We start from the raw sequence: 22,950 nt of genomic DNA, 5'->3' as shown, positions 1-22,950 counted from the left end.
CCACATGGGCTACGTCCTCCTGGCGTGCAGCAGCAGGATCGACGCGAGCTGCGGCCGGGCGCAGGCCAGCCGGTCCAGCGGGCGCAGCGGGCGCGGCACGCCGTGGAAGGGAGCCCCTTCCAGCCGTTCGACCGTGAAGCCGGACGCGGCGACGAACTCCTTGAGCGCGCGGGCGGTGTAGAGGCGCAGATGTCCCACGACCTCCTTGCCCGGGCGGCCGTGGATGCCGCGCAGGCTGACCTCCGAGAACACCGGCTGCACACCGGCCAGCAGCAGGCCGCGGTTGTACCAGGCGGCCAGATTCGGCGTGGACAGCATCAGATGGCCGCCGGGACGCAGGATCCGCCGGATCTCGTCGAGGGCCGCGTCGGGGTCGACGAGGTGCTCGACGACCTCGCTGAACAGCACGGCGTCGGCCGACCCGGAGGCGAACGGCAGCCCGCCGCCGGTGAGTTCGCCGCGCACCGCGTACGGGATGCGGGTGCGGGCGCGGCGCAGGGCGTCCTGGGACCAGTCGACGCCGATGACGCGGTGGCCGGGCAGGAGCGGGGCGGCGGTGGCGGCGGCGGTGCCGTCCCCGCAGCCGATGTCGAGGATCGTCTGCGGTCCCGCGGTCGCCGGGCCGTTCAGGGCGCGGGCCAGCATGCGGGCCTGGCGGAGGCTGCGCGGGGTGCCGGAGGCGACCGGGACGGCGGGGTTCTCGTAGAAGTCGCGCAGGTCGCGGGGCGGGGGTCCGGTGGTGGTCGGCGTCGTCACGGGGTCACCTCCGTGGTGTGCAGGTAGTGCTCGAACAGGTCGCGGAGGTGGGCGCCGTCGCCGTGGCTGAGCAGGGCCTTCGACCAGCGCAGGGCCAGATGGAGGCGGCCGGCCGTGGAGGCGGTGGTCACGGTGAGGCCGCGCGGCATGCGGGCGGGCGCGGAGAACCAGACCGCGTGTGCGCGGCCCGCCTCGTCGCCGAAGTCCAGGGGGTAGGGGATGCGGCCGATGTTGCTGAGCAGGGTCGTCGACGTCCAGGGCGCGGCGGCCCGGCGCAGGGTGCGGGTGAGGGCCGCGCGGGCGGTGACGGGTGCCCAGGGGGAGGTCAGGAGGGCCGCCCCGTGGCCGAGTTGGGGGCGTGGGAGGGATTTCAGGGCGCGGGTCCGCTCCGCGGTGCGGCGCAGCAGGGCCGGCATGTCGGTGACGTCGAGTTCCCCTGGCGCGTACGGGACCTCCACCAGGCGGGTGCCGTTGCCGATGGGCATGGTGGTGTCGCGGGGGCGGTCGTCCACGGGCATCGTGATGCGCAGGGGGCGGGGGCGGGCGCCGTGCTCCCGGTTCCAGTGGGCGATGGTGAGGGCCGTGGTGACCATGAGCTGGTCGTTGACGGTGTACGGGGACCCCTTGGGGCGGTGCGGGAGGGGCAGCTCGGCGACGAGCATGCCGTTGCCCGGGGAGGGGTCGGGGGTGCCGTGCGCCACCCGCGCCGGGGGCGACCAGCCGGCCGGGGTGTCGGGGGGTTCCTGCCGGGGTTCGGCGGGACGGGTCGGGGGCGCCGCCGGGGCGTTGTCCCGGCCGCCGTACAGCTCGGCGGCCGTGGCCAGGACGCGCAGGCAGGCCGGGCCGTCCAGGGCGGTGTGGTTGATGGTGAGCAGCAGGACCGAGTCCACCACTTCCAGCCGTATCGGCGGGGACGCAGACAGCGGCGGGGCTGCCGCGAGGGCCCGGGTCCGGGCGTCCAGCAGGGCTCGTGGGCCCGGCGGGGCGAAGGTCACCACCTCCACGTCCGGCTCCGGCGTCAGCTCCCACTCGTACTGCCGCCGGTACCACGGCCCCCGCGCCTCCCGCATCAGGATCCGCGGATGCCGGTGCAGGGCCTCCAGGAAGGCCTTGCGCAGCCGCGCCCGGTCGAGGGGGCCCGGGAGGTGGACCTCGATGTGGACCGTCTCAGGCTCCTCCTCCTGGAGGCAGTGCCGGGAGACCTCGTCCACCACCGGGAACGGAATGCGTACCGGTGCCGTCATGCGGGTTTGCCCTCCCCCGTCTCCGTCCTCGGCAGCCGTTGGGTCGGAGCCTCCGGGGCCGGTCGCTCGCGCAGGCTCACCAGGGCCGCGAACAGGCCGATCAGCGCCAGCAGTTGGGCCAGATGCCCGAACGCCCCCTCGCCCGCGCCCACCGGCTCCCCGGCCCCGGAGGCCGCGACGATCCCGGCTGCGGCCAGGGCGGCGAAGGCGATGGGCACCAGCAGGGTGTGCCGCCGGGCGGCGAGCAGCGCCAGCGCCGGCACCAGCAGGGCGAACCAGCCCGCGATCACGACACCGACCAGCGTCAGCGCCACCGTGCCGAGCCACAGGCCGGGCAGCGGCGGGGCCGGCTGGGGCGCGTCGGGGCTGGGGGCGCGGCGCCGCCACAGTGCCAGGCCCAGCAGAACCGCGATGCCGGCGCCGCTGCCGATCAGGGCCGCGTCGTACGTCGTGGCCGGCTCGTAGGACAGCTTGACGTCGCCGCCCGCCCCGGCCGGAACGCGCCAGCCCTGCTGCCAGCCGTCCAGCCGCACCGGGGTCAGCTCCTTGCCGTCCAGGGTGGCCTTCCAGCCGTCGTTGAAGTTCTCGTACGTCGTGAGGTACGAGGCGGCGCCCGAGCCGACCGTGACCGCGCGCCGGTCGCCCAGCCAGTCCCGGATCCGCAGGTCACGCCCGGCTGCCGCGGTCTCGGGGACCGTGCCGCGGGTCAGCGTCACGTCCGTGAGCGCGAGCGGGCCGGCGTCTCCGCCCTCCAGCCGGTGCTCTCCGGCGGGGAGCCGCACCTCGGCGTCGCCCCGGCCGTCCTGGCAGAGGGTCACCTCCACGCCCCGGCGCTCCACCAGATCCCGCACGGTGCCCCTCGCGCTCGTCTGGTACAGCTCGCCGTCCAGCGCCACGTCCGGGCCCTTGCCGCACGGCAGGGAGAACTTCCGGGTGCCGTCCGGCTGCGGGGTGCGGTACTGGTCTAGGGAGGGCAGGTAGGCCTCCGTGAGGCCCACCGGGAGGCGCAGGTCCTCGTCGGCGACCGGGTTGTGCAGGGTCAGCTCGGCCGTCTCGGTGATCGTGATGTCGAGCCGGTCCGTGGTGATCGGCGGGAAGCGGACCCAGCCGTTCTCGTCGACGCCGGCGATGGCCGCGCCGTCCGGGGAGCTGATGTGCACCTCGGAGGCGCGGGCGGACAGCCCGCCCGCGGGGGCCAGGACCAGTTCGCCGACCGGCTGCTTGCCCTCCCAGCGCAGGTGGATCGTCGGCCGGTCGCCCGCGATCCACGCCGTCGTCAGATCGCCGTCGGTGAGGTTGCGTGCCGTGAGGCCCGCGCCGAGGCGTGCCGTGGAGTCGGCGGTGGCGACGATCCGGGCCTGCTGCTCGGGTGCCACCTCGTAAAGCAGCTCGTCGAATTCCTCGCCCGGCACCGGCACCGCGCTCGCCTTCACCTCGTACGTCCCGGCGGCCGGTGTCGTGAAGCGGCGGTGCAATCCGGCCTCGGTGCCGGTCGCGGACAGACCCGTCGGGTCGGAGGCGCGGTGCAGGGAGACGACGGTCGCGGCCGACGTGGCGTTCTCGGCGTCCGCCGGGAGCCGCAGCAGCCGGGTCACCTGCACGTCCGGCAGGTCGACCTCGGAGAAGCCGGCGCCGGTGAGGCCGCTCCGGCGCTCCACGGAGTCCACGATCGTCAGCTTCATCCACCCCGTCGCACCCTCGGGCGCCTTGATCCGCTGCGTCTTGCCGTTCGGCTGGAGGAAGCTGGTCTTCTCGCCCTTCTCGGTCTCCACCCGCACCTTCGTGGCCGCCGCCCGCACGCTCTCCTGCGGCAGCGGCGTCACCTTGAAGGAGGACGGCATGTCGTAAGGGCCGGTGAAGCCGATGCGCAGCCACTGCCCGTCCGGCGTGTCCGGCGCGCCCTCCGCCCACGCGGTGCCCGGGTTGCCGTCGAAGGCGTTCACCGGGTCGTACTGCGGGAGGTGGAACAGCCAGTTGCCGTACGAGGACGCCGACACCGAGCGGGCGCCGCGCAGTTCGGCCACCGTCTGGTGATCGACGCCCTCGGCGGGCAGGATCTGCCGCGGCTTCTCGCCCGGGTCCTGCTGGGCGTCAGGCGCGTTGCGCTCGTCACGCGTGTACGTGTACGACGTACCGGCGTTGACCAGCCCGAACCGGGTGTCCGCCCGCCGCAGCCCGTCACCCACCACCTGCACGGCCGGCGTGCCGAGCCCGGGATGGTTGTCGCCGGTCAGGACGCTCGCCCGCCCGCGCAGCCGCTCCGCCAGCGGCAGCAGCGCCTCGGGCCCGCCGGACACCACGGCCGTGTCGGCGACCGGGGCGAGCCCGGCCTGCCCGGGCCGGACCACGTCCTCACCCGTCGGCCGGTAGATCTCCACGGCCCGCTGCCGCGGGTACAGCCCCTCCACCTGGAGCGGCGCGTCCTGCGCGATCCGGCCGCCGGTCATCACCGGCCCGAGCCCCGTCACCCGCTCGTACCCCGACTGCTCCAGGGTGCGCTTGACGGTCGCGGTGGGCACATGGCCGATCTGGTCGGGGTCGAGGTCGTTGCGTACGACGACGTAGTACAGCCCGGCCCTGCTCAAGTAGTCGGCGAGCCCCGGCACGTGGGAGCCGGACAGCAGCGCCTGCTCGACGGCGTCCATGGCACGCCGGTTGCCGGGCGTGCCGAACGGCACGTAGTCGCGCTGCGCCCACCGCGACTCGGCGAGCACGTCGAGCGGCTGGTCGATGGGGGAGCCCCAGGAGTAGACGCCGTGCGCGGTCGCCGGGACGACCAGGGCGCGCGAGTCGGGCGAGTACTTCTCCAGCCAGTCGGCGGTGGCCTGCCAGTAGGTGGGGAGCTTCTGGAAGGAACCCGGGTTGAGGATCGAGCCGTTGAGGTAGGGCCACAGCAGCCCCGGCAGGATCAGCACGGCCGCGATCAGCGGGGCGAAGCGCCGGCCGCGCACCTGCCGGGCCCCGCGCGGCTCGGAGGCCACGCCCACCAGATGCGCCAGACCCAGCACGAGCGCCAGCGCCACACCGGTCTGGAACTTGTAGATGTTCCTGAACGGCGACAGCCACCCGTCCAGCCAGCCCTGCACGACCCCGTGGAACGGCGCCCCGAACGCCCCGCCGTACCCGGCGAGCAGCACTGCCGCGGCCACGAGCACCGTCAGCACCAGCCACCGCCGCTCGGGCATGTCCCGCCGGGCGAGTCCGGCCAGCCCGAGTCCGGCCGCGAGCGCCGAGCAGAGGATCACGATCACGGAGGAGGCCACGGCCCAGCCGGCCGGCAGCCACGCCTCACCGAGGTGCAGATAGGCGACCCAGTTGCCGGCCCCGCGCAGCGCCTCGGTCGCCGCCATGGTGTCCGTCGTCGTCTGCGAGGTCTCTATATAGGGGAGGAAGTTCTCGCCGTAGACGCCGAGCAGCAGCAGCGGCACCCACCACCAGGCCGTCACCACGATCACGGCGGGTGCCCACCAGGCGATCAGCTTGCGCTGCCGCGGCCCGGGCGGCCGGGACAGCAGGTACAGCCCGACCGGCAGCAGCGACGCCAGGGTCGCCGACGCGTTCACCCCGCCCATGAACGGCACGAGCAGCGCCGACCGCAGGGCCGCGACCCGGGCGGCGTACCGCTCGTTCGTCAGCGGCAGCAGCGCCCACGGCAGGAACGCCCCCGGCAGCGCGGCGGCCGACGTCGACCCGATGACGGTCGTGAACACCGGCCACAGCGCGTACGCCACCGCGCCCAGCAGCCGGGACGTCCCGCTCCCCACCCGCAGCCGCTCCGCCAGCCGCAGCGCCCCCCAGAAGGCGACGGACACGATCAGCGACAGCCACAGCCGCTCCGCCAGCCACACCGGCAGCCGCACGAGGTCGCACAGCCAGTAGAACGGCAGCATCGGCCACAGATAGCCGACGTACTGGTCCTGGATCCCGCCGAACCCGGCCCGGTCGTGCCACAACTGGCCCAGATCGGCGAGGAACTGCCCCGGGTCGACCGTGACACCGAGCTTGGTGTCGAAGGTCTGCCGCCCGGGTTGCACCACGAGGAACAACACGAACACCACGGCCCAGAAACCCAGCAGCCAGCGCCGCGACCGCGGGCCGTCGGGCGGGCCCGCGGTGGTCGCGGAGGTGGGGACGGCTGCCGGGGGAGGAGCCTGGACCGTGGTTGTCATGTAGGACACCGCCGCAGAATGAGGAGGAGGTTCCAGGTGGCGAACTCGCGGATGCCGGGCGCCTTGACGACGGCCTCCGCGAGGAACGGCCAGTAGCGGGAGCGCGCCGAGACGACCGTGACGTCGTCCCGGGCCCGCACCTGCCGCAGGGTGGAGCCGATGTGCACGGCGAACAGGTTCTCGCCGAGGGTGTGCTTGGCCGGCCTGCCGGTCCGCCGCAGGTAGCGGGCCCGGGCCCGGTCGGCGCCGAAGTAGTGCCAGGGGGCCCACTCGTGCCCGCCCCACGGCGACAGCCAGTTGGTGAACGACACGTAGATCAGCCCGCCGGGCCGCGTCACCCGGGCCAGCTCACTGAGGAACGTCTCCGGATCGGCCACGTGCTCCAGCACGTTGGAGGAGAAGGTGACGTCGGCGGCGCCGTCGCGCACGGGCAGCAGGTACCCGTCGGCGACGACGGCCGAGTCGGGGGGCTTCTCACCGAGCTCGGCCAGGTCGGGCTCGAAGAGGAACGCGTTCGCCCCGCGGCGCCGGAACTCCCCGGTGAAGTACCCGCCGCCGCCACCGACGTCGAGCACGGTACGCCCGGCGACCGGCCCGTCGTAGGACTCGACCTGGTCGACGGCGTCGCGGGCGAGCAGCGAGTAGCAGGCCTCGGGATCGTCCTGCTCGTGGAGGAAGGCACGGAACAGGGCGAGGGACCTCCGGAACGAGGGGTCGCGCACAGAGGGGCCGGGGGCTGAGAGGTCTGCGGGTCCGCCGTGCGGGCGCGTGGGCGGCTTCACGGAGCCCAGCTCCTCACCGCCTCCGTGGCGACCGCCCTGAACTGCCGCACCGTCCGGTCCCACCGGAACTGCGCAGCCCGCTCCCGCGCCGCCTTCCCCATCAGCTCCCGCCGTCGCCCGGAGAGGGCGAGCGCGCACCACGCCGCGGCGAAGGAGGACTCGCCCCGCGCGAGGACGCCGGTCTCACCGTCGACCACGGAGTCCTTGAGCCCCGGCACGTCGAAGGCGACGGCAGGCGTCTCACGGGCCGCGGCCTCCGTCACCACCAGCCCCCACCCCTCCACGGCGGACGGGTGCAGCAGCAGCCAGGCCGCACACAGCAGCCGGTGCTTCTCGGCTTCGGAGACATATCCGGTGAACTCGACGCCGGGCCCGGCCAGTTGCTCCAGACGGCCTCGTTCGGGCCCGTCCCCGACGATCACCAGGCGCCCGCCGGTCACCGGCCGTACCCGCTCCCACAGCCGCAGCAGCAGATCGATCCGCTTGTACTCGACGAGCCGTCCGACGGCGACGAACAACGGCTCCGGCGAACGCTCGGCCCTCGGCCCCGGTTCCTCGACTCCGTTGTGCACGACCCGGATCCGGTCCCGCTCGACGCCGATCGCCCGCAGGGCGTGCGCGGTCGAGGAGGACACGGCGACGAGCAGACTCCGCTGCTGCGCCCCGGTCAGTGCCCAGTGTTCGAGTCTTCGGCCGATCCGCGCCGCCGGGGCCAGCGGCCCGCCGAAGCGCATCGGCCACAGGTCCGTGTGGACGTGGTTGACCAGGGTCAGCGTCGGCCCCCGGTGCCACAGCGGCGCCAGGTAGGGCATGCCGTTGCACACCTCGACCAGCAGGTCGCAGTCGCCGATCTGCCGGGTGAAGGCCGACCGGGCGCGCAGATAGTGGCCGTAAGGGCCGCCGGCGGAGACGACCCGGTAGTCGCGGAAGGCGGCCGGCCCTCCGCACAGCAGGGTCACCTGGTGACCCAGCCGGGTCAGTCCGTCGGCGAGTCGGTCGACCAGCAGCTCGGAGCCGCCGGCGGACGGGTTGTCCAGATCACGATGGGCGAGAAAAACGATCCGGCGCGGGTGTGGGGGGAGCGCCGAAAGGGGCTGCGACGCACTGGGGAGCGCGGCACGCAGCCGGGACGGTACGTGCTGGGGCATGGGTGCTCCAACTCGTGTTGGGGTGCGGAACTCAGCGTGGGGAAAACGTGGGGGGTGTGGTCGTCACAGGGGGTCGGTCTGTGCGGAGCCTGAGCTCTTCCTGGGAGGGGAGTGTGGACGGGATGTGCTCGGGTGGGGTTGGACAGTTTTCGCCCGGACGTTCGCCACGGCTACTCACCGGCGTGACAATTTCCGGCTTTGTTGGACCTGACGTCACATCACATCGTGAGGGTGGGCTGGGGCGTACCGGACGTATCGGCCGGAACGGGGCTCTCCGGCTCCTTCCGCCCACGCGCCACGAGAACGCCACCCACCACCGCCAGCACGAAGCCCCCCACGGCCGCTCCGATCGGCAGCGTCGTGCCCACCATCCGCAGTTGCCCGCTGTCCCGCTTCGCCTGCCGCACCGCTTCCTTCTGCGTCGCCGTCGTGAACGAGACCTTCCGGCTGTCCAGCAGCACCGCCGCGTCCTTCTTCCCGCCCGGCGCCCGCAGGGTCCGCTTCGGACCGGTCTGCGCGTAGATCACGCGGCCCGTCGCCTGGTCCACGACCAGTTCGAAGCCGTGGTTGGAGTACCACTCCTCGGCCAGCACCTGCGGCCGGTTCTTCTGGTCGACGAGGCTGCCGGGCACCATACGCGTGCCGGTCCTGGTCGGCGGCACGGAGCCGGTGAACTTGTAGCCCGTGTAGCCCTGGATCTTCGCGGTGCCCCGGTAGCGCAGCACGACCGTGTCGCCGAGGGTGTTGTCCCACCACTGGTAGGAGCGTTTCTGCACGTCGAAGGGGAATTTCAGGTACGCCTCGCCCTCGATGTAGGGCTTCTCGCCGCAGCAGTGCACCGGCCGTGTGGTCTTCCGGTCCATCACCCAGCGGTGCGGCACGAAGTCCAGCGCGTCGTGCGGATCGGCGGCCGGCAGCGACTTGTCGGTGTCGACCGTGGTCGTCACGTCCCAGACGGCGTTGCCGCTGCGTTCGCTGTCCTCGACGTTGCCCCGCACCCGCTGGGTCACGGTGATCTTCCGGCCGGGCACCGTCTCGATCCGGTCAGTGTCGAACACGCTGCCCCGGCCGGTGTACACGGCGGTCGTGTCGATGTCGATCGGGTTCACCGCTGCACGGGGCTCCACGTACCAGGCGAGCAGGGGCGCCAGCACCAGCAGGAACGTACCGAGACCCAGCAGGACCAGGGAAAAGGGAGAGGTTGTACGGCGCATCCGGGCACTCCAGTGGCTTGGGACGGCTCGACGTACGAGAGGGCCGGCACGGCGGCGGAATGCGCACGTGCGGTTGGGCCGGGAACCGTAGGCGGCTCTTGACGGGGTGTCAATGCTTGTCGAGACTGGGCGCGACAGGCAGGGACGGGACGCCGGGGTGGGGAAACCTCCGGACGATCTCCGGATGAATCCGGACAGAGAGGCTGACCCTGCGATGTCGAGACTGCTCGCTGCCGCGCTGACCGTCGCGCTCGCCGCCGCCCTCGCCGTGGGCGCCGCGCTGGGCGTCGTCGCGCTGCTCGAAGCCACACCCGACCAACCGAACACCCCGCTGATCACGTACGAGCAAACGGACCAGGGGAGTTGACCGTGACGGCCGCCCGCACCGCAGCCGCCCTCTCGACGCGCTCGGCCTGGCACGAGGTACCGCGCTTCCAGGTACGCCGGTTCGCCGCGATCGCCATGGCCGAGGCGCCCGCCCTCGCCGAGGAGATCCTCCGCGAGATCCAGCGGGAGTACCCGCATCTGCCCGTCGTCCTCGACGACTCCGGCGAGCCGATGGCCCTGGTCGGCATCCGCCGCGCCATCGAGGTGTTCGTGCAGCACCTGGAGCACTCGGAGGGACGCCCGACCGTCCCGCCCGGAGTCTTCCAGGACTTCGGCCGGGGCGAGGGCCTCAACGGGCGCTCCCTCGACTCCCTCCAGGCCATCTACCGCATGGGCGTACGGCTGGCCTGGCGGCGCTTCGCCGACATCGGCCAGCGCGTGGAGATCCCGCCCCCGGCGATGTACGAACTCGTCGACGCCGGCTACGAGTACCTCGACGGCCTGGTCGACCAGTCCGTACGCGGCTACGCCGAGGCCGCGGCCCGCCAGGCCGGCGAACGCCTGCGCCTGCAACGCCGCCTCATGGAACTGCTCCTCGCCGAGCACCACCGCGGCGACCCCTCCGAGGCCCTGACCGAACGCGCCGCCCGGATCGGCTGGCCCTTACCGGCGAAGGTCGCGGTCGGCGTCCTGCTCCGCCCCGCCCGCGAGGCGATGGCCCCCGCGGTCGGCCAGGGCGTCCTGCTGGACATGGAGTACGAGCAGCCCCGCATGGTCGTGCCCGAGCCGGACGCGGCGGGCCGCTCCGAGCTCATGCACCGGGCCCTGGCCGGCTGGTCCGGCGCGATCGGCCCACCGGTCCCGCTCACCGAAGCGGCCAAGTCCCTGCGCTGGGCGGAGGCGGCGGTCCGCCTGATGGAACGGGACCTCCTCCCCTCCGGCGAGGTCCTCTACTGCACCGAACACACCGAGGCCCTGGTCCTCCTCCAGCCCGAGGAACTCATCGACGACCTGGCCCTGAGGTGCCTGGCCCCCCTGACCCACTGCGGCCCCACCCACGGCCGGCGCCTCGCCGAGACCCTCCTGGCCTGGCTGGAAACCCGCGGCGGCGCCCCGGAGGTGGCCACCCGCCTAGGCGTCCACCCCCAGACGGTCCGCTACCGCCTGCGCCAGATCCGCGAACTGTGGGGCGACGAGATCGACGACCCCGACCGCCGCTTCGAACTGGAACTGGTGCTGCGCGCACAGCGGTTGAGGGGAGAGCTGGGAGGGGTGCGGGGGCGGCGGCGGGGGCGGGCCTGAGCGCCTCTCTCAGCGGGGCGGCTCGGTCACGAACGTGCCCGGCGGCGGCTGCTTCTCGGCCATCGCGTGGCCTCCGGCGAGCTTCGCCCTGAGCCGGATGACGGTCCCCGGCGGCAGGCCCGCCACCAGTGCGCCGGGCACCGCGAGTTCCAGGCGCCCGCCCACGTACCGGGACAGCAGGTCGGCCCGGCCGGCGACCGGCCGGGCGTCGAGCACGTCGACGACCAGCCGGTCCCAGCCCTTCAGCCGCGGATGGGGTTGCGAGGTGACCAGGCGGGTGGTCAGCGCGGTGAGGTTCTCGATCGCCTGCACCATGAGGTCACCTCCGGGTGTCTCCTACGGCCGGCGATAGGTGTGGAGCCTGCCGCCGACGGTCTCCTTCACCGGGGCCGGCGTGCCGTTGAACTCCGGTTGCGAGCCGGCCGCGGCGAGCGGCTTTGGCCTGCGCGCCTCATCCACCGTCTGCTCCAGCGCCTCCAGCCGGGCCCGGAGGGCGTGGACCATCTCGGGCAGACCGGTCTCGGCGGCCGGTTCCGCACGTGACGCACCGGCGTGGACGGGCAGGTGGACGGGGCCCGGCACGGTGACGTCGACGGTGGCCGTCATGGTGGGGCCGGACGCGGAGATGCCGGTGACGGAGACGCCGGTCGGGGCGCCCGCGTGGGAGTGCGAACTCGGGGCGGTCGCCGGACCGAAGGCGGTGTTGTTGGTGCTTCCGGGGTAGGGGTCGCCGGGATCACCGCGGTTCGTTGCGTGCTCCAGGTCCTGCGCGTCGTCGGCCTGCACCAGGCCCACCATGTAGTGGGTCTCGTCGGAGTTGTCCGGCTGGTGCGCGTCGATGTGCCAGATCTGGAGCCCGGACGCGGGCAGCGAGGCGTCGTAGCCGGTCTGCTGCCGGTTCTCCAGCAGGAAGTACTCGCTGCCGGGCAGCCCGCCGGTCCACAGCCGGTGCACCTGGTGGCTGTTCTTCACGTCGGGCAGCGAGAGGCTGGCCGGGCCGGTGACGTTGACCACCGTCGCCCAGCCCTGGTCGACCTTGCAGAAGGCCGACGGGTGGGTCGGCCGGTCGCCACCGAGCCCCCACGAACCGCCGCCCATCAGGCACCAGTTGCCGACGCCCTCCGACGTGCCGTCGATGTCGTACAGGTCCGGGAAGCCGAACACGAGGTGGCCCAGCTCATGGGCGCACACACCGATCTTCGCGTCCTCGGGAATGGTCAGGTAGGCGAAGATCCGCGCACCGTCCGCGTTGTAGGCGCTCGGCAGGACCCACTTGTGCGACCAGATGTCCCCGGGGTCGCCTGTGACCTCGCCGCCCCGGCCCGCGTGCACGACGATGAAGGCGTCGACGAAGCCGTTGCCGTCGTTGTCGTACGGCGCGTAGTTGATCTGCGGGTCGGCGGTGACCGCGGTGTCCCGGGCCATGAAGTGCGCCCTGGGGTCCCCGGAGGGACGGCCGATGCCGAAGTTGCCGTTCGCGTACCAGGAGAGCTTCTGCGGCAGCCGCACGGGGCCGACGACCTCGCCGACGATGTCGACCAGACCGTGCGTCACTTCCCGGAAGTACTCCCGGACGCTGCCGTGCTCCATGGCGCCGAGGGAGAAGAACAGCTTCTCGAAGTGCGCCTGACCGGCCGTCATCTCCTTGTCGGAGAAGTCGGCGAGGATGACGACCACGCGCACGGCACCGGTGAGCGGGGCGCGTTCGGCCGCCGCGGCGGCGATGGACTCACGCGGAGTGCCGATGGGGTACTCGTGGGCCGGCTTGATCATGCCGTCGTCGAGACCGGGGTAGCGCGGCCCGCCGCCCATGACGAACCGGCCGCCGAGCGACGAGGCGGACTCGACGCGCTGCCGCTCTTCCTGGAACCGCTCGCGCAGTTCGGGACTGGGGGACACGGCGCAGAAGTCGGACCAGACGGCGCCGGTGGGGTGGGTGAGGTGATCGGACATGATGGTGCCCCTCGATGCGGGAAAGTGGGGTCGGTGCCAGTCACGCACGCGCCCCGGGCCGCCGCAACCGCAGTCCCCGGCCCACGCGAACGCGGGCTCATCTCCCCGCCGTACGGCCCCCGGTGTGCGTGTGCGGGGCGGGCGAAAACGAGGTTTGATGGAAGGGAGCGCCGGGCCTGCCGCCCGCGCGAAGTCCCCAACAGGACGGCACAACGTTCAACTTCATCGGGGCGCCCCCCGGTCCCCCGCAGGCGCGGACCCTCGCACGCGTCACCCCGCGCCCCTCCACCGGCACACTCTCCGTGGAGCACCCTCATGCCTGGCATCCCGGATTCGAACCGCCCTCCGCTCTCCGCAGCGGAGATCCGCACCTCCCCCCTGCACGTTCCCCAGCACCAGGTCCCCGACCCCAACGGCCTCAAGCCCGTCGAGCTGCCCAAGTCGACGGTGGTGCCCGTGAAGACCCCGGCGGCCGGGGCTCAGCCGGCCGCCGACCTCCAGCCGTCGATGCCGGACCACCAGGACGGCATCAGCTTCGAACCGAACCGCTTCCAGGTCGGCGAACCTCCCCAGCTCGTCTTCGCCGGGCAGGAACTGGAACCGCTCCTGGTCTTCAACCCCGACGGCCGGCGCGTCTACGACGACCGGTCCTTCCCCTGGGTGCTGGCCTGCAACGTGTCCTCGGGCTCCGGGAGCGGCTCCGGCGCCCTGATCGGCCCGCGGCACGTCCTGACCGCCAGCCACGTCATCGACTGGCAGGCGCTCACCGTCTCCGTGAGCCTCGTCCAGGGCTCCACCCAGCTCGCGAGCGCGGGCGGCACCCACATCATGGCCTACGAGCACATCGTGGACGTGACGTACAGCAACGCCGACGACGACTACGCGGTGGTCATGCTCGACAGGCGGCTCGGTGACGGCTTCGGCTTCTTCGGCTGCCGCACCTACGACTCCGGCTGGGACAACGAGACCGCGAACTGGTTCAACATCGCCTACGAGCGGATCATCCACTCCACGGCGGCGAACTTCCAGACCGGCTTCTTCCTCGACGAGGACGACTTCGACCTCGGCGGCGGCCGCATGCTGATCACCAAGACCGGCGACTTCCTCAAGGGCATGTCGGGCAGTCCGGTCTTCGGCTTCTGGAACGAGGGGCCCTTCGTGGTCGGCGTGGCCAGCGCCGGTGCCGGCGGCGGCCTCGGCGGCAACTACAACGCCATAGCCGGCGGCAACAACCTCACCCGTCTCGTGAACAAGGCCAGGGCCGACTTCCCCTGACGACGGCCCCCCTGTGCACCGGCAGGAGCCGCCGCAGGAACGCGGCTCCTGCCGGTGTGCGTCTGCCCATTGCGTGCCTCTGCCCATTGCCCGGACATACCTCTATGGCTAGCCTGTGTTCGTCATGCCGATCGCCTGTTGAAATCTCGAACGCAGGCGCCTGAGACATATTAGGGAGGGGGCCGGTCGTGGGACGCCTCGTACCAGCCGTGACCCGGGCTCTCGACATTCTGGAGCTCTTCCTCGACGGGGACGGGACGCTCTCCGCCCCCGACATCGTGCGCAAGCTCCAGCTGCCGCGCACCACCGTGCACGAGCTGGTGACCACGCTCGCCGCCCGGAAGTACATCGTCCCGATGCCCGGTCAGCCCGGACGCTACCGGCTCGGCGTACGTCCGTACCAGCTCGGTGCCCGCTACTCCGAGCAGCTCGACCTCGCGGCCGAGGGCCAGCAGGTCGCCCGGACCGTCGCCGAGACCTGCGACGAGACCGTCCACGTGGCGATTCTGGAGGACACGGACGTCATCTACATCGCCAAGGTCGACTCCACGCACGCCGTGCGGATGGTGTCGGCGGCCGGCCGCAGGCTGCCCGCCCACTGCACCTCCGTCGGCAAGATGCTGCTGGCCTCCCTTCCCGAGCCGGAGCTCACCGCGCGCATCCCGGACAGCGCCCGGCTGGTCGCGATGACCCCCAACAGCATCACCGACCCGGGCGCGCTGCGCGAGGCCCTTGCCGAGATCCGTGAGCGGGGCCTCGCCGTGGAGAACCGCGAGTCCAACCCGGACGTGTCCTGCGTGGCCGCGCCGGTCCGCGACCGCACCGGGCAGGTCGTCGCCGCCCTGTCGATCTCCGTGCCCATGATCCGCTGGAGCGAGGAGCGCCGCGCCGAGCTGGAGCAGCTCGCCGTCAAGGGCGCCGCCGAGCTGTCCGAGCACCTCGGTCACCGGAGCATGGCATGACGATGCCGTACGACGTCGCGGTGCGGGCCGAGGCCGAGCTCGGCGAGGGACCCACCTGGGACGCGACGGCCGGCCGGCTGCTGTGGATCGACATCCTCGGCTCCCGCATGCACACCTACGACCCGGCCACCGGGCGCCGCACCGTCCGCCGCACGGAACAGCACATCGGCGCCGTCAAGCCGCGCGCCGGCGGCGGCCTGGTGCTGAACCTGCGCGACGGGATCGGCCTCCTCGACCCGGACGACAGCTTCCGCTGGCTCCACCACGAGCCGGTCCCGGGCCGCCGCGCCAACGACGCCGCGATCGCGCCCGACGGCGCGCTGTGGGCGGGCACCATGCGCTACGACGAGGCGCCGGGGGGCGGCACGCTGTCCCGCGTCACCGGCGGCGGCACCGTGGAGGCCGTGCTCGACGACGTCGCCGTCAGCAACGGCACGGGGTGGAGCCCCGACGGGCGGCTCATGTACTACATCGACTCCCCGACCCGGCGGGTCGACGTCTTCGACTACGCGGACGGGCGGATCTCCGGCCGGCGGACCCTCACCGTCATCGAGGAGGGCGCGGGCTTCCCGGACGGGCTGACCGTGGACGCCGAGGGGTGCGTGTGGGTCGCCCTGTGGCAGGGCTCGGCGGTGCGGCGGTACACCCCCGGCGGTGAGTTGGACCGGGTGATCGAGCTGCCGGTGTCGCTGGTGACGGCCTGCGCGTTCGGCGGGCCCGACCTGACCGACCTGTACATCACCACGGCCCGTACGGGGCTGACCGGGCCGCCCGCACTGGCGGGCTCCCTGTTCGTGGTGCCCGGGGCGGGCAAGGGACTGGCGCAGCCCGCGTTCGCCGGCTGACGCGGGACGGGGCGGCCGGGCCCCCGGGACTCCCGCCCGCGTGCGTACGCGGACGGGGGAGGGCCGGACCGCCCCTGCCTCAGTCTCCCGTGCGGTCCAGGCGCCGCAGCACCGCCCGCTCGTCCTCCGTCAGCGGCGCCCCCACCGCCGCGGGCAACGGCGGCCCGCTCAGCGTCGCCAGGACCGTCGAGGGCCGGAGCAGCCTGGCCGGCCCCGTCGTCATGCTCATCACGTCCCAGACCGCCGACGCCGCCGTGTACGAGCCGGTCGCCGTGCGGATCATGCGGCGGGTGTAGGCGGTGACCAGCCGGTCGGCGACCCCGGGCGAGCCCCCACGCGTCCCGGGGTACCAGACGTCCTGGCTCACCGCCATCGTCCACGCGGACTCCACCGGCCTGGCCACCCGCCGCTGCACCCGCCGGGCGAGCCCGGGCTCGCCGAGGCCGGACCGCCGCAGCTCGCGGTCCAGCTCCCGGGCGCCCAGCGCGGCCACCGACATGCCCTGGCCGTAGGCGGGGTTGAACGTGGCCAGCGCGTCACCGAGGACGACGAGGCGGTCGGGCCAGGAGCGGACCTTCTCCAGATACCGGCGGTGATTGCTGGTGCTGCGGCTGACATGGACGTCGGTGAGCGGTTCCGCGCCGGAGATCAGCCGGCCCACGATGGGGTCGGGCAGGTCCAGGGTGTACCGGAGGAACGCGTCCGGATCGGACGGCGGTTCGCCGCCGCCCCGCGTGCCGGCGAGGCTGACCATCCAGCGGTCGCCCTCGATCGGCAGCACCATGCCGCTGCGGCCGGGCCGCCCCTGGTACGGATCGGCCTGCACCATGGTCAGGGGGAAACGCCCGGCCCCCTCGGGAGTGCGGTAGAGGCGGGTGGCGTTCACCAGGCCGGCGTCCACCGTCTTCTCGCGCACGTCGTCGACGCCCAGCGCCGCCAGCCAGTTCACGATCCGTGAGCCGCGTCCGCTCGCGTCCACCACGAAGTCGGCGGCGAGGTCCTCCTCCCCGGCGGCGGTCGAGAGGCGGACCCCGGTCACCCGCTGCCGCGACCCCGTCAGCTCCAGCACCCGTGCCTTGCGGATCACCACCCCGGTGCTGTCCAGCACAGCCCCCCGCACCGCCCAGTCGAGCAGCGCCCGGGTGCAGGTCAGCATCCGCGGTCCGGGGTGACGCCAGCGCCGGAACCAGCCCTCGGGCGTCAGCGCGACCATGCCCGAGCCGAGCGGAATCTCGTGCGCACCGGCGGCGAGCAGGTGCTTGCGCATGCTCACGCCCGGCACCAGCTCCTCCATGGGGGCCAGACCGCCGGCCATGAGGAGATGCGCGTGACGTCCCTGCGGCAGGCCCTTGCGGTGCTCCGGCCCCTCGGGCAGGTCGTCGCGGTCGAGCACGACCACCTCGTCCGCGACGGCGGACAGGGCCGCCGCGGCCAGCATGCCGGCCAGACCCGCACCGATGACGACAGCTCTACGCGACATGCGACTCCCCGCACTCAGCCATGAAGGCTCCTTTGCCCTGAGGGCATTCCCCGTCGTCCGGCAAAAGCCGCGCGGCGCACAACACCCGTCCGCCGGCACCGGTTTCGAGCCATACAGGCCTCGTTCCGGACGGCTCTCACCGTACCTTCACGTACCGTGCGCGGCCCCCGCGCGGGTCTCGTCCGTGCAATCCGCCGGATACCACGGGCACCGGCCGCTGCCGGACCCGGCACCCGTGGGTGACCCGCGGCCCGGTCAGCCCGTGAGCGACTTGCCGTCCGTGTGGTCACGTGCCAGGGCGCGGATCGCCCGGAGGTCCTCCGTGCGGCGCAGGACGCGGGACACCGCGCCGATCTCGCGCAGCAGCTCCGTGGTGTCCCGGGCACCGGTGCCGTCGTCCTCCTGTGTCCGGGTCCCGGCGTCGGCCGCGTCCAGGATCGCCGCGGTGGCGGCGAGTGTCCTGGCCAGGCCGGGCGGGTGGCCGAGGGCGAGGGCGGCGTCGTGGAACCGTTCGCGCCGGTCCTCGTCGATGTGCCGGGCCAGCGGCAGCAGCACGTCGCGGATGAACGTCTCCCGGCGGACCAGCCGCAGCTCCGGCGTCGCGCGCAGCAGCAAGGGGACCCCCGTGCCGTTCACGGACCTCATCAGCAGGTACAGCGGCCGCAGTTCGTGGTGGGCGAGGCGGACGTGCCAGCGGCCGTGCAGGTACTGCCCGGCGTGCGGAAGGATGAAGCCGACCGCGATGAGCACCGCGGACAGGCAGGCGAGCGGCGGGGCGACGGCCGTGCTCAGCCAGTCCACGTTCCGCCCGGACCAACGCGCCACCACGGCACTGATCTTGGCGGCGTCGAAGAACAACTGCGCCGCGTAGCCCACGCCGAGGAACTTCAGCCCCCAGCGCAGCAGCGAGTCGAGCCCGTCCGTGCGGACCCAGTTCCAGATCAGCCCGTTGGTGACCAGCGCGGCCACGGTGTGCGCGAGCAGGTACAGCACGATCACCTCGCGCATGTACGGGGTGTTCGCGTAGTACGTGTCGAGATCCCGCAGCCGCTCCACCGGCACGTCCGCGAGGGCGAACAGCACCCACATCGCGACGATCACACCCGAGTAGACCGCCACGACCCCGCGCATCGCCCGCCGGGTGCGCTCCGAGCGGTCGGACAGGCCGTTGCGCCAGGAGATGATCAGCAGCAGGCAGAAGGCGCAGAACGCGGTGAGCAGCGAGTAGACCCAGGGTCCGGAGAAGTTCGCCACCCCGGTGAGCCGGTTGACCCGGGCGATCGTCGACGGCGCCACGAAGACGAACACCGCGCAGGCGAGCAGCAGCAGCCCGCCGACCGCGCGCAGCATCGGGTCCTTCCAGAGCCGGATGATGCTCGGCAGCTTGATGGCCAGGGCGGCGGCCAGGACCCCCGCGGGGATCCACCAGAAGTTCGGATAGAACTGGTTGACGAACTCGGCCGGGGTCAGTGCCACCGTCGTCACGGTGCCGCACCTCCTCGCGGCCCCCGGTAGTACAGCGACCGCTGTACGGGTTCGAGGGGTTCCTCCGGCTCGCGCCGCCCGCCCGGCAGCAGCGCCCGGCACCCCGCCGCCAGCCGGTGCCCGAAGGCGTCGGCCTCGGCCTCGTCCCGTTCCCGGGAGCCGTTGCGGGCGGCCACCGCGAGCGCGACGTCGTCCCACTCCGGCCGGCCGGCGAACGCGTGGGCCGCCGCCGCACCCGCCCCGTGGTGGTGTCCGTGCCCCGCGTGCAGATGCCACAGTTCGTGCCCGAGGATGACCAGCTGCTGCACCGCCTCGGCCCGTTCCTCGACGATGACGAGGTCGAAGTCCTGGAACTCCACCCACAGGCCGGTCACTTCGATCTCGTCGGGGAAGCGCTCGAAGCGCAGCTCGACGGGCCGCCCGCCGCGCCGGCTGCTCATCTCCTCGCACAGTGCCCGGCACAGGGACCGTACGTCGGCGGGGTACTCGGGTCTTTTCCGCACCGCGGTGGTCAGTTCGGCGGCCAGGCCGCGCATGGCCGAGCCACTGCGTGAGCGCCTGAGCGCGGCGGAGAGTCGTGCGGCCCGGGCCCGCGCGCCCGCGATGTCCATCGCTCCCCCTTCTCACCACCGGCCGACGGCCTGTCGCGGGTCCGAGACTACGCGCCCGAAAGTGTGCGCGTCATGCGATCCGACGTTCGATGTTCACAAGGGAACGACTGCTCCTGTCCGGAAAAGTCCCGCCCCAAGTCTGGCCGGACCATTGACGCGCAAGCGCTTCGAATTTACGGTCCCGTTCGAAGTAACGAGCGTCATCCGAAATATCGAACGGCTATCCGTCATCGATCACAAGGGCAGGGCATGGGACGACCTGACCTGAACCGCAGGCAGCTTCTCGGCGGGCTCGGCGGCCTCTTCGTCGCGAGCAGTTTCGGCTTCGCCGCACTCGGCACCGGCGCCGACGCACTCGCCTCCGACGCCGACACCCGGGTGCGTTACTGGAACCTCTTCAGCGGCGGCGACGGCTCCAACATGATCGCGATGCTGGACGCCTTCCGTCAGGCCAACCCGGACATCGCCGTCAAGGACTCCACCCTCCAGTGGGGCAGCCCCTTCTACACCAAACTGGCCATGGCGGCGGCGGGCAACCGCGCCCCCGACCTCGGCGTCATGCACCTCGGCCGCGTCACCGGCTTCGCACCCGGCCGCCTCCTCGACCCCTGGGACCTCGGCCTGCTCGCCAAGTACGGCGTCCGGGAGCAGGACTACAACCCCACCCTGTGGAAGCGGGGCGTCATCGACGGCAAGCTCTACGCCCTCCCGCTCGACATCCACGTCCAGCTCTGCTTCTACCGCAAGGACGTCCTGAAGAAGGCGGGGCTCCTCGGCGACGACGGCCGGATCGTGCCCGTCACCTCCACCGACGAGTGGTTCGACGTCCTGAAGGAGGCCAAGCGGGCCACGAAGAAGGGGCTCCAGACCATCGGCATGTGGAACGCCGACCAGAACTTCCAGTGGTGGTTCTTCGTCGCCTTCTACACCCAGCTCGGCGGCACCTGGTTCAACGACGCCGGCACCGAGGTCACCTTCGACACCGACAAGGCCGTCCACGTGCTGGAGTTCCTGCGCCGGCACGTCACCGACGGGTACTCCGACCCGGGCTTCGGAGGCCTCGCGAGCGCCGAACAGTTCATCAACGGCTCCCCCTTCGTCTGGGAGGGCAACTGGTCGGTCCCCGTCTACTCCGGAGCGAAGCTCGACTACGGAGCGACCCCCCTGCCGCCCGTCTTCGGCAGGCAGGCCACCCACGCCGAGTCCCACTCCTTCGTCCTGCCGCACCAGTCCGACCGCGGCGGCCCCGCCAACGAGGCCGCCCACCGGCTCGCCGCCTACGTCGTCCAGCACGCCCAGCAGTGGGCGGCCGGCGGCCACATCCCCGCGTACACCCCCACCCTGTCCACGGCGGCGTACAAGAAGCTGGACCCGCAGAGCGCGTACGTCTCCGCCATGGACCACCAGGCCACCGAGCCCAAGGTGTGGTTCGCGGGCTCCACCGGCATCCTCGCCCAGCGCGTCGGTCCCGTCGTCGTCTCCTCCACGATGGGCTCCGCCGAGCCGCAGACCGCGGCCGACCGCATGAAGAAGGCGCTCACCCAGCTCCTCGCCACGAAGAACCCCATGGACGGGAAGACCGCCGCAGAAGGAGGTGCCGCCTGATGGCGACCAGCGCCCACACCATCGCCGCACCCGCACGCGCGAGGACCGCCGCCGGCAGCGCCACCCTCCGCCGCAGACAGGGCTTCCAGCACGGCGGCTGGTTCGTCGCCCCGTTCCTGCTGCTCTTCGCCCTGTTCGTGATCTGGCCGCTGCTGCGCGGCGTCTACCTCAGCTTCACCGACGCCAACATCACGGGCGAGGGCGCGAGCTTCGTCGGCCTCGACAACTACCGCGAGGCCCTGGACGACCCCCTGGTGTGGGACTCCCTCGGCCACAGCGCGTACTTCACGCTCCTGGTCGTCCCCTGCATCACCGTCCTCGCCTTCCTCCTCGCGATGCTCGCCCACCACATCGAACGCGGCAAGTGGCTGTGGCGGCTCTGCTTCTTCGCCCCGTTCCTGCTGCCGTCCACCGTCGCCGCCAACCTGTGGCAGTGGCTGTTCAACCCCGGCACCGGCATGATCGACCACGTCTTCGGCCTGGAGACGCCCTGGCTGACCGACAAGTCCTACGCGATGCTCGCCATCGTCATCACCACCCTGTGGTGGACCGTCGGCTTCAGCTTCCTGCTCTACCTCGCCGCCCTCCAGGGCATCCCGGACCACCTCTACGAGGCCGCCAGACTGGACGGCGCGAACGCCTGGCACCGCACGGTCCACATCACCCTGCCGATGCTGCGCAGCATCACCGGCCTGGTCATCGCCCTCCAGGTCCTCGCCTCGCTCCAGGTCTTCGACCAGGCCGTCGTGATGATGGACTTCCTCCCCGGACCGGAGGGATCGACCCGCACCTTCGTGCAGTACACCCTCGAAGAGGGCTTCACCAGCTACCGCGTGGGCTACGCCTCCGCGATCTCCGTCATCTTCTTCGTGATCATCGCGGCCGTCGCCCTCGCCCGGATGTGGCTGCTGCGCAACCGTGAGGAGAGCGCCCGATGACCACCAAGGCGTGGACGCCCAGCCAGATCCTGCTCACCCTCCTCGGCACGGCCGTGTCGGTCGTCTTCCTCGCCCCCTTCGCCTGGGGCCTGTTCACCTCGCTCAAGTCCGAGACCGAGGCGGTGGAGGTCCCGGCGCACTGGCTCCCCGAGGACTGGACGGGCCAGGCCTGGCAGGCCCTGTTCGACTCCGGCAACATCACCAACTGGTTCGTGAACTCCCTGGTCGTCTCGGTCTGCGTGACGTCCGTCGTCCTGCTGGTGAGCGCCCTGGCCGGCTACGGCTTCGCCCGCACCGAGTTCCGCGGCAAGAACGTCCTGATGGGCCTGGTCATGGCGGGCCTGATGATCTCGCCCGCCGTCCTCGGCGTGCCGCTGTTCACCACCGTCCAGCAGATGGGCATGGTCGACACCTACTGGGGCATGATCCTGCCGCAGTGCGCGCCCGCCGCGATGGTCTACATCCTCTACAAGTTCTTCCAGGGCATCCCGCGTGAACTGGAGGAGGCCGCCTTCATCGACGGCGCCGGCCGCTGGCGCGTCTTCTTCACCATCGTCCTCCCGCTCTCCCGCCCCTCCCTGGCGGCGGTCGGCATCTTCACCTTCATCGCCTCGTGGAACAACTTCCTCTGGCCGTACATGGTGACCAACAACCCCGACCTGATGACCATGCCGAACGGCATCGCGACCGTCATGAACTCCTACGGCATCCAATGGGCCCAGCTCATGGCCGGCGGCCTGATGGCGGGCCTGCCACTGATCATCGTGTTCGTGTTCTTCCAGAGGCAGATAGTGGCGGGCGTGGCCCACACGGGTCTGGCAGGCCAGTGATCATGTCGGCTGCGCGGCAGCCGC

General features: G+C 72.2%; 19 protein-coding genes. 8 read left to right on the top strand and 11 right to left on the bottom strand.

Annotated features, from left to right (window positions below; genetic code table 11):
* Positions 1 to 9: 9 nt before the first annotated feature.
* From RFN52_RS12385 to pgfA, 6 genes are all read right to left on the bottom strand, one after another.
* The gene (locus RFN52_RS12385; protein WP_184845975.1) at positions 10 to 756 is read right to left on the bottom strand and encodes a class I SAM-dependent methyltransferase; all 747 of its coding nucleotides are present in this window, start codon (positions 754 to 756) and stop codon (positions 10 to 12) included.
* Complete coding sequence (locus RFN52_RS12380; protein ID WP_184845973.1) at positions 753 to 2,000, bottom strand: condensation protein; 1,248 nt, start codon at positions 1,998 to 2,000, stop codon at positions 753 to 755. The genes RFN52_RS12385 and RFN52_RS12380 overlap by 4 nt, the downstream gene beginning before the upstream one ends.
* Positions 1,997 to 6,169 carry an alpha-(1->3)-arabinofuranosyltransferase gene (locus RFN52_RS12375; protein ID WP_184845971.1) on the bottom strand — a complete coding sequence of 1,391 codons (4,173 nt, stop codon included), beginning with the start codon at positions 6,167 to 6,169 and terminating at the stop codon, positions 1,997 to 1,999. The genes RFN52_RS12380 and RFN52_RS12375 overlap by 4 nt, the downstream gene beginning before the upstream one ends.
* Positions 6,166 to 6,891, bottom strand: coding sequence for a class I SAM-dependent methyltransferase (locus tag RFN52_RS12370; RefSeq protein ID WP_184853867.1), 726 nt, complete (start codon positions 6,889 to 6,891; stop codon positions 6,166 to 6,168). Before RFN52_RS12370 ends, RFN52_RS12375 begins: the two co-directional genes overlap by 4 nt.
* A 56-nt stretch (positions 6,892 to 6,947) precedes the next feature.
* Entirely contained in the window at positions 6,948 to 8,099 is a 1,152-nt protein-coding gene (locus RFN52_RS12365) for a glycosyltransferase family 4 protein (RefSeq protein WP_184845969.1), read from the bottom strand.
* 218 nt (positions 8,100 to 8,317) lie between these two features.
* Positions 8,318 to 9,313 (bottom strand): cell envelope lipid trafficking protein PgfA, encoded by a 996-nt coding sequence (pgfA, locus tag RFN52_RS12360; protein ID WP_184845967.1) that lies wholly within the window; start codon positions 9,311 to 9,313, stop codon positions 8,318 to 8,320.
* 214 nt (positions 9,314 to 9,527) lie between these two features.
* Here pgfA and RFN52_RS12355 point away from each other — a divergent pair, with 214 nt between their 5' ends.
* Together RFN52_RS12355 and RFN52_RS12350 are read left to right on the top strand one after the other, a co-directional pair.
* Positions 9,528 to 9,680, top strand: a complete 153-nt coding sequence (locus tag RFN52_RS12355) for a hypothetical protein (protein WP_167345865.1) — start codon at positions 9,528 to 9,530, stop codon at positions 9,678 to 9,680.
* A 2-nt stretch (positions 9,681 to 9,682) separates the two neighbouring features.
* Complete coding sequence (locus tag RFN52_RS12350; protein ID WP_184845966.1) at positions 9,683 to 10,942, top strand: PucR family transcriptional regulator; 1,260 nt, start codon at positions 9,683 to 9,685, stop codon at positions 10,940 to 10,942.
* 9 nt (positions 10,943 to 10,951) lie between these two features.
* On the opposite strand, the gene RFN52_RS12345 is transcribed toward RFN52_RS12350, so the two are convergent.
* Together RFN52_RS12345 and RFN52_RS12340 are read right to left on the bottom strand one after the other, a co-directional pair.
* Complete coding sequence (locus tag RFN52_RS12345) at positions 10,952 to 11,257, bottom strand: hypothetical protein (protein ID WP_184845965.1); 306 nt, start codon at positions 11,255 to 11,257, stop codon at positions 10,952 to 10,954.
* Between the two features lie 21 nt (positions 11,258 to 11,278).
* Positions 11,279 to 12,895: a M6 family metalloprotease domain-containing protein gene (locus tag RFN52_RS12340; RefSeq protein WP_184845964.1), complete on the bottom strand. Its 1,617-nt coding sequence runs from the start codon at positions 12,893 to 12,895 to the stop codon at positions 11,279 to 11,281.
* 315 nt (positions 12,896 to 13,210) lie between these two features.
* Here RFN52_RS12340 and RFN52_RS12335 point away from each other — a divergent pair, with 315 nt between their 5' ends.
* The 3 genes from RFN52_RS12335 to RFN52_RS12325 all read left to right on the top strand — a co-directional run bounded on the left by RFN52_RS12335 (position 13,211) and on the right by RFN52_RS12325 (position 15,977).
* Positions 13,211 to 14,170, top strand: coding sequence for a trypsin-like serine peptidase (locus RFN52_RS12335; RefSeq protein WP_184845963.1), 960 nt, complete (start codon positions 13,211 to 13,213; stop codon positions 14,168 to 14,170).
* 188 nt (positions 14,171 to 14,358) lie between these two features.
* The gene (locus tag RFN52_RS12330) at positions 14,359 to 15,132 is read left to right on the top strand and encodes an IclR family transcriptional regulator (protein ID WP_184845962.1); all 774 of its coding nucleotides are present in this window, start codon (positions 14,359 to 14,361) and stop codon (positions 15,130 to 15,132) included.
* On the top strand, positions 15,129 to 15,977 hold the full coding sequence (locus RFN52_RS12325; protein ID WP_184845961.1) for an SMP-30/gluconolactonase/LRE family protein: 849 nt from the start codon (positions 15,129 to 15,131) through the stop codon (positions 15,975 to 15,977). Before RFN52_RS12330 ends, RFN52_RS12325 begins: the two co-directional genes overlap by 4 nt.
* Before the next feature lie 79 nt (positions 15,978 to 16,056).
* Here the strand turns inward: RFN52_RS12325 and RFN52_RS12320 are convergent, their stop codons facing one another.
* The 3 genes from RFN52_RS12320 to RFN52_RS12310 form a co-directional block, all read right to left on the bottom strand.
* Positions 16,057 to 17,457 carry an FAD-dependent monooxygenase gene (locus tag RFN52_RS12320; protein ID WP_184845960.1) on the bottom strand — a complete coding sequence of 467 codons (1,401 nt, stop codon included), beginning with the start codon at positions 17,455 to 17,457 and terminating at the stop codon, positions 16,057 to 16,059.
* 255 nt (positions 17,458 to 17,712) lie between these two features.
* Positions 17,713 to 18,942 carry a hypothetical protein gene (locus RFN52_RS12315; RefSeq protein ID WP_184845959.1) on the bottom strand — a complete coding sequence of 410 codons (1,230 nt, stop codon included), beginning with the start codon at positions 18,940 to 18,942 and terminating at the stop codon, positions 17,713 to 17,715.
* The gene (locus tag RFN52_RS12310; RefSeq protein ID WP_184845957.1) at positions 18,939 to 19,553 is read right to left on the bottom strand and encodes a toxin-antitoxin system, toxin component family protein; all 615 of its coding nucleotides are present in this window, start codon (positions 19,551 to 19,553) and stop codon (positions 18,939 to 18,941) included. Before RFN52_RS12310 ends, RFN52_RS12315 begins: the two co-directional genes overlap by 4 nt.
* Before the next feature lie 249 nt (positions 19,554 to 19,802).
* Here RFN52_RS12310 and RFN52_RS12305 point away from each other — a divergent pair, with 249 nt between their 5' ends.
* The 3 genes from RFN52_RS12305 to RFN52_RS12295 are packed head-to-tail and all read left to right on the top strand — an operon-like array spanning position 19,803 to position 22,926.
* Positions 19,803 to 21,158: an extracellular solute-binding protein gene (locus RFN52_RS12305; RefSeq protein ID WP_184845955.1), complete on the top strand. Its 1,356-nt coding sequence runs from the start codon at positions 19,803 to 19,805 to the stop codon at positions 21,156 to 21,158.
* Entirely contained in the window at positions 21,158 to 22,096 is a 939-nt protein-coding gene (locus RFN52_RS12300) for a carbohydrate ABC transporter permease (RefSeq protein WP_184845953.1), read from the top strand. Before RFN52_RS12305 ends, RFN52_RS12300 begins: the two co-directional genes overlap by 1 nt.
* Complete coding sequence (locus RFN52_RS12295) at positions 22,093 to 22,926, top strand: carbohydrate ABC transporter permease (RefSeq protein WP_184845952.1); 834 nt, start codon at positions 22,093 to 22,095, stop codon at positions 22,924 to 22,926. Before RFN52_RS12300 ends, RFN52_RS12295 begins: the two co-directional genes overlap by 4 nt.
* Positions 22,927 to 22,950 lie beyond the last annotated feature (24 nt).

The organism is Streptomyces collinus (assembly GCF_031348265.1).
Taxonomy (GTDB): domain Bacteria; phylum Actinomycetota; class Actinomycetes; order Streptomycetales; family Streptomycetaceae; genus Streptomyces; species Streptomyces collinus.
Note: the sequence above shows the minus strand (reverse complement) of the source record. Positions and strands in the feature narration are given on the sequence as shown.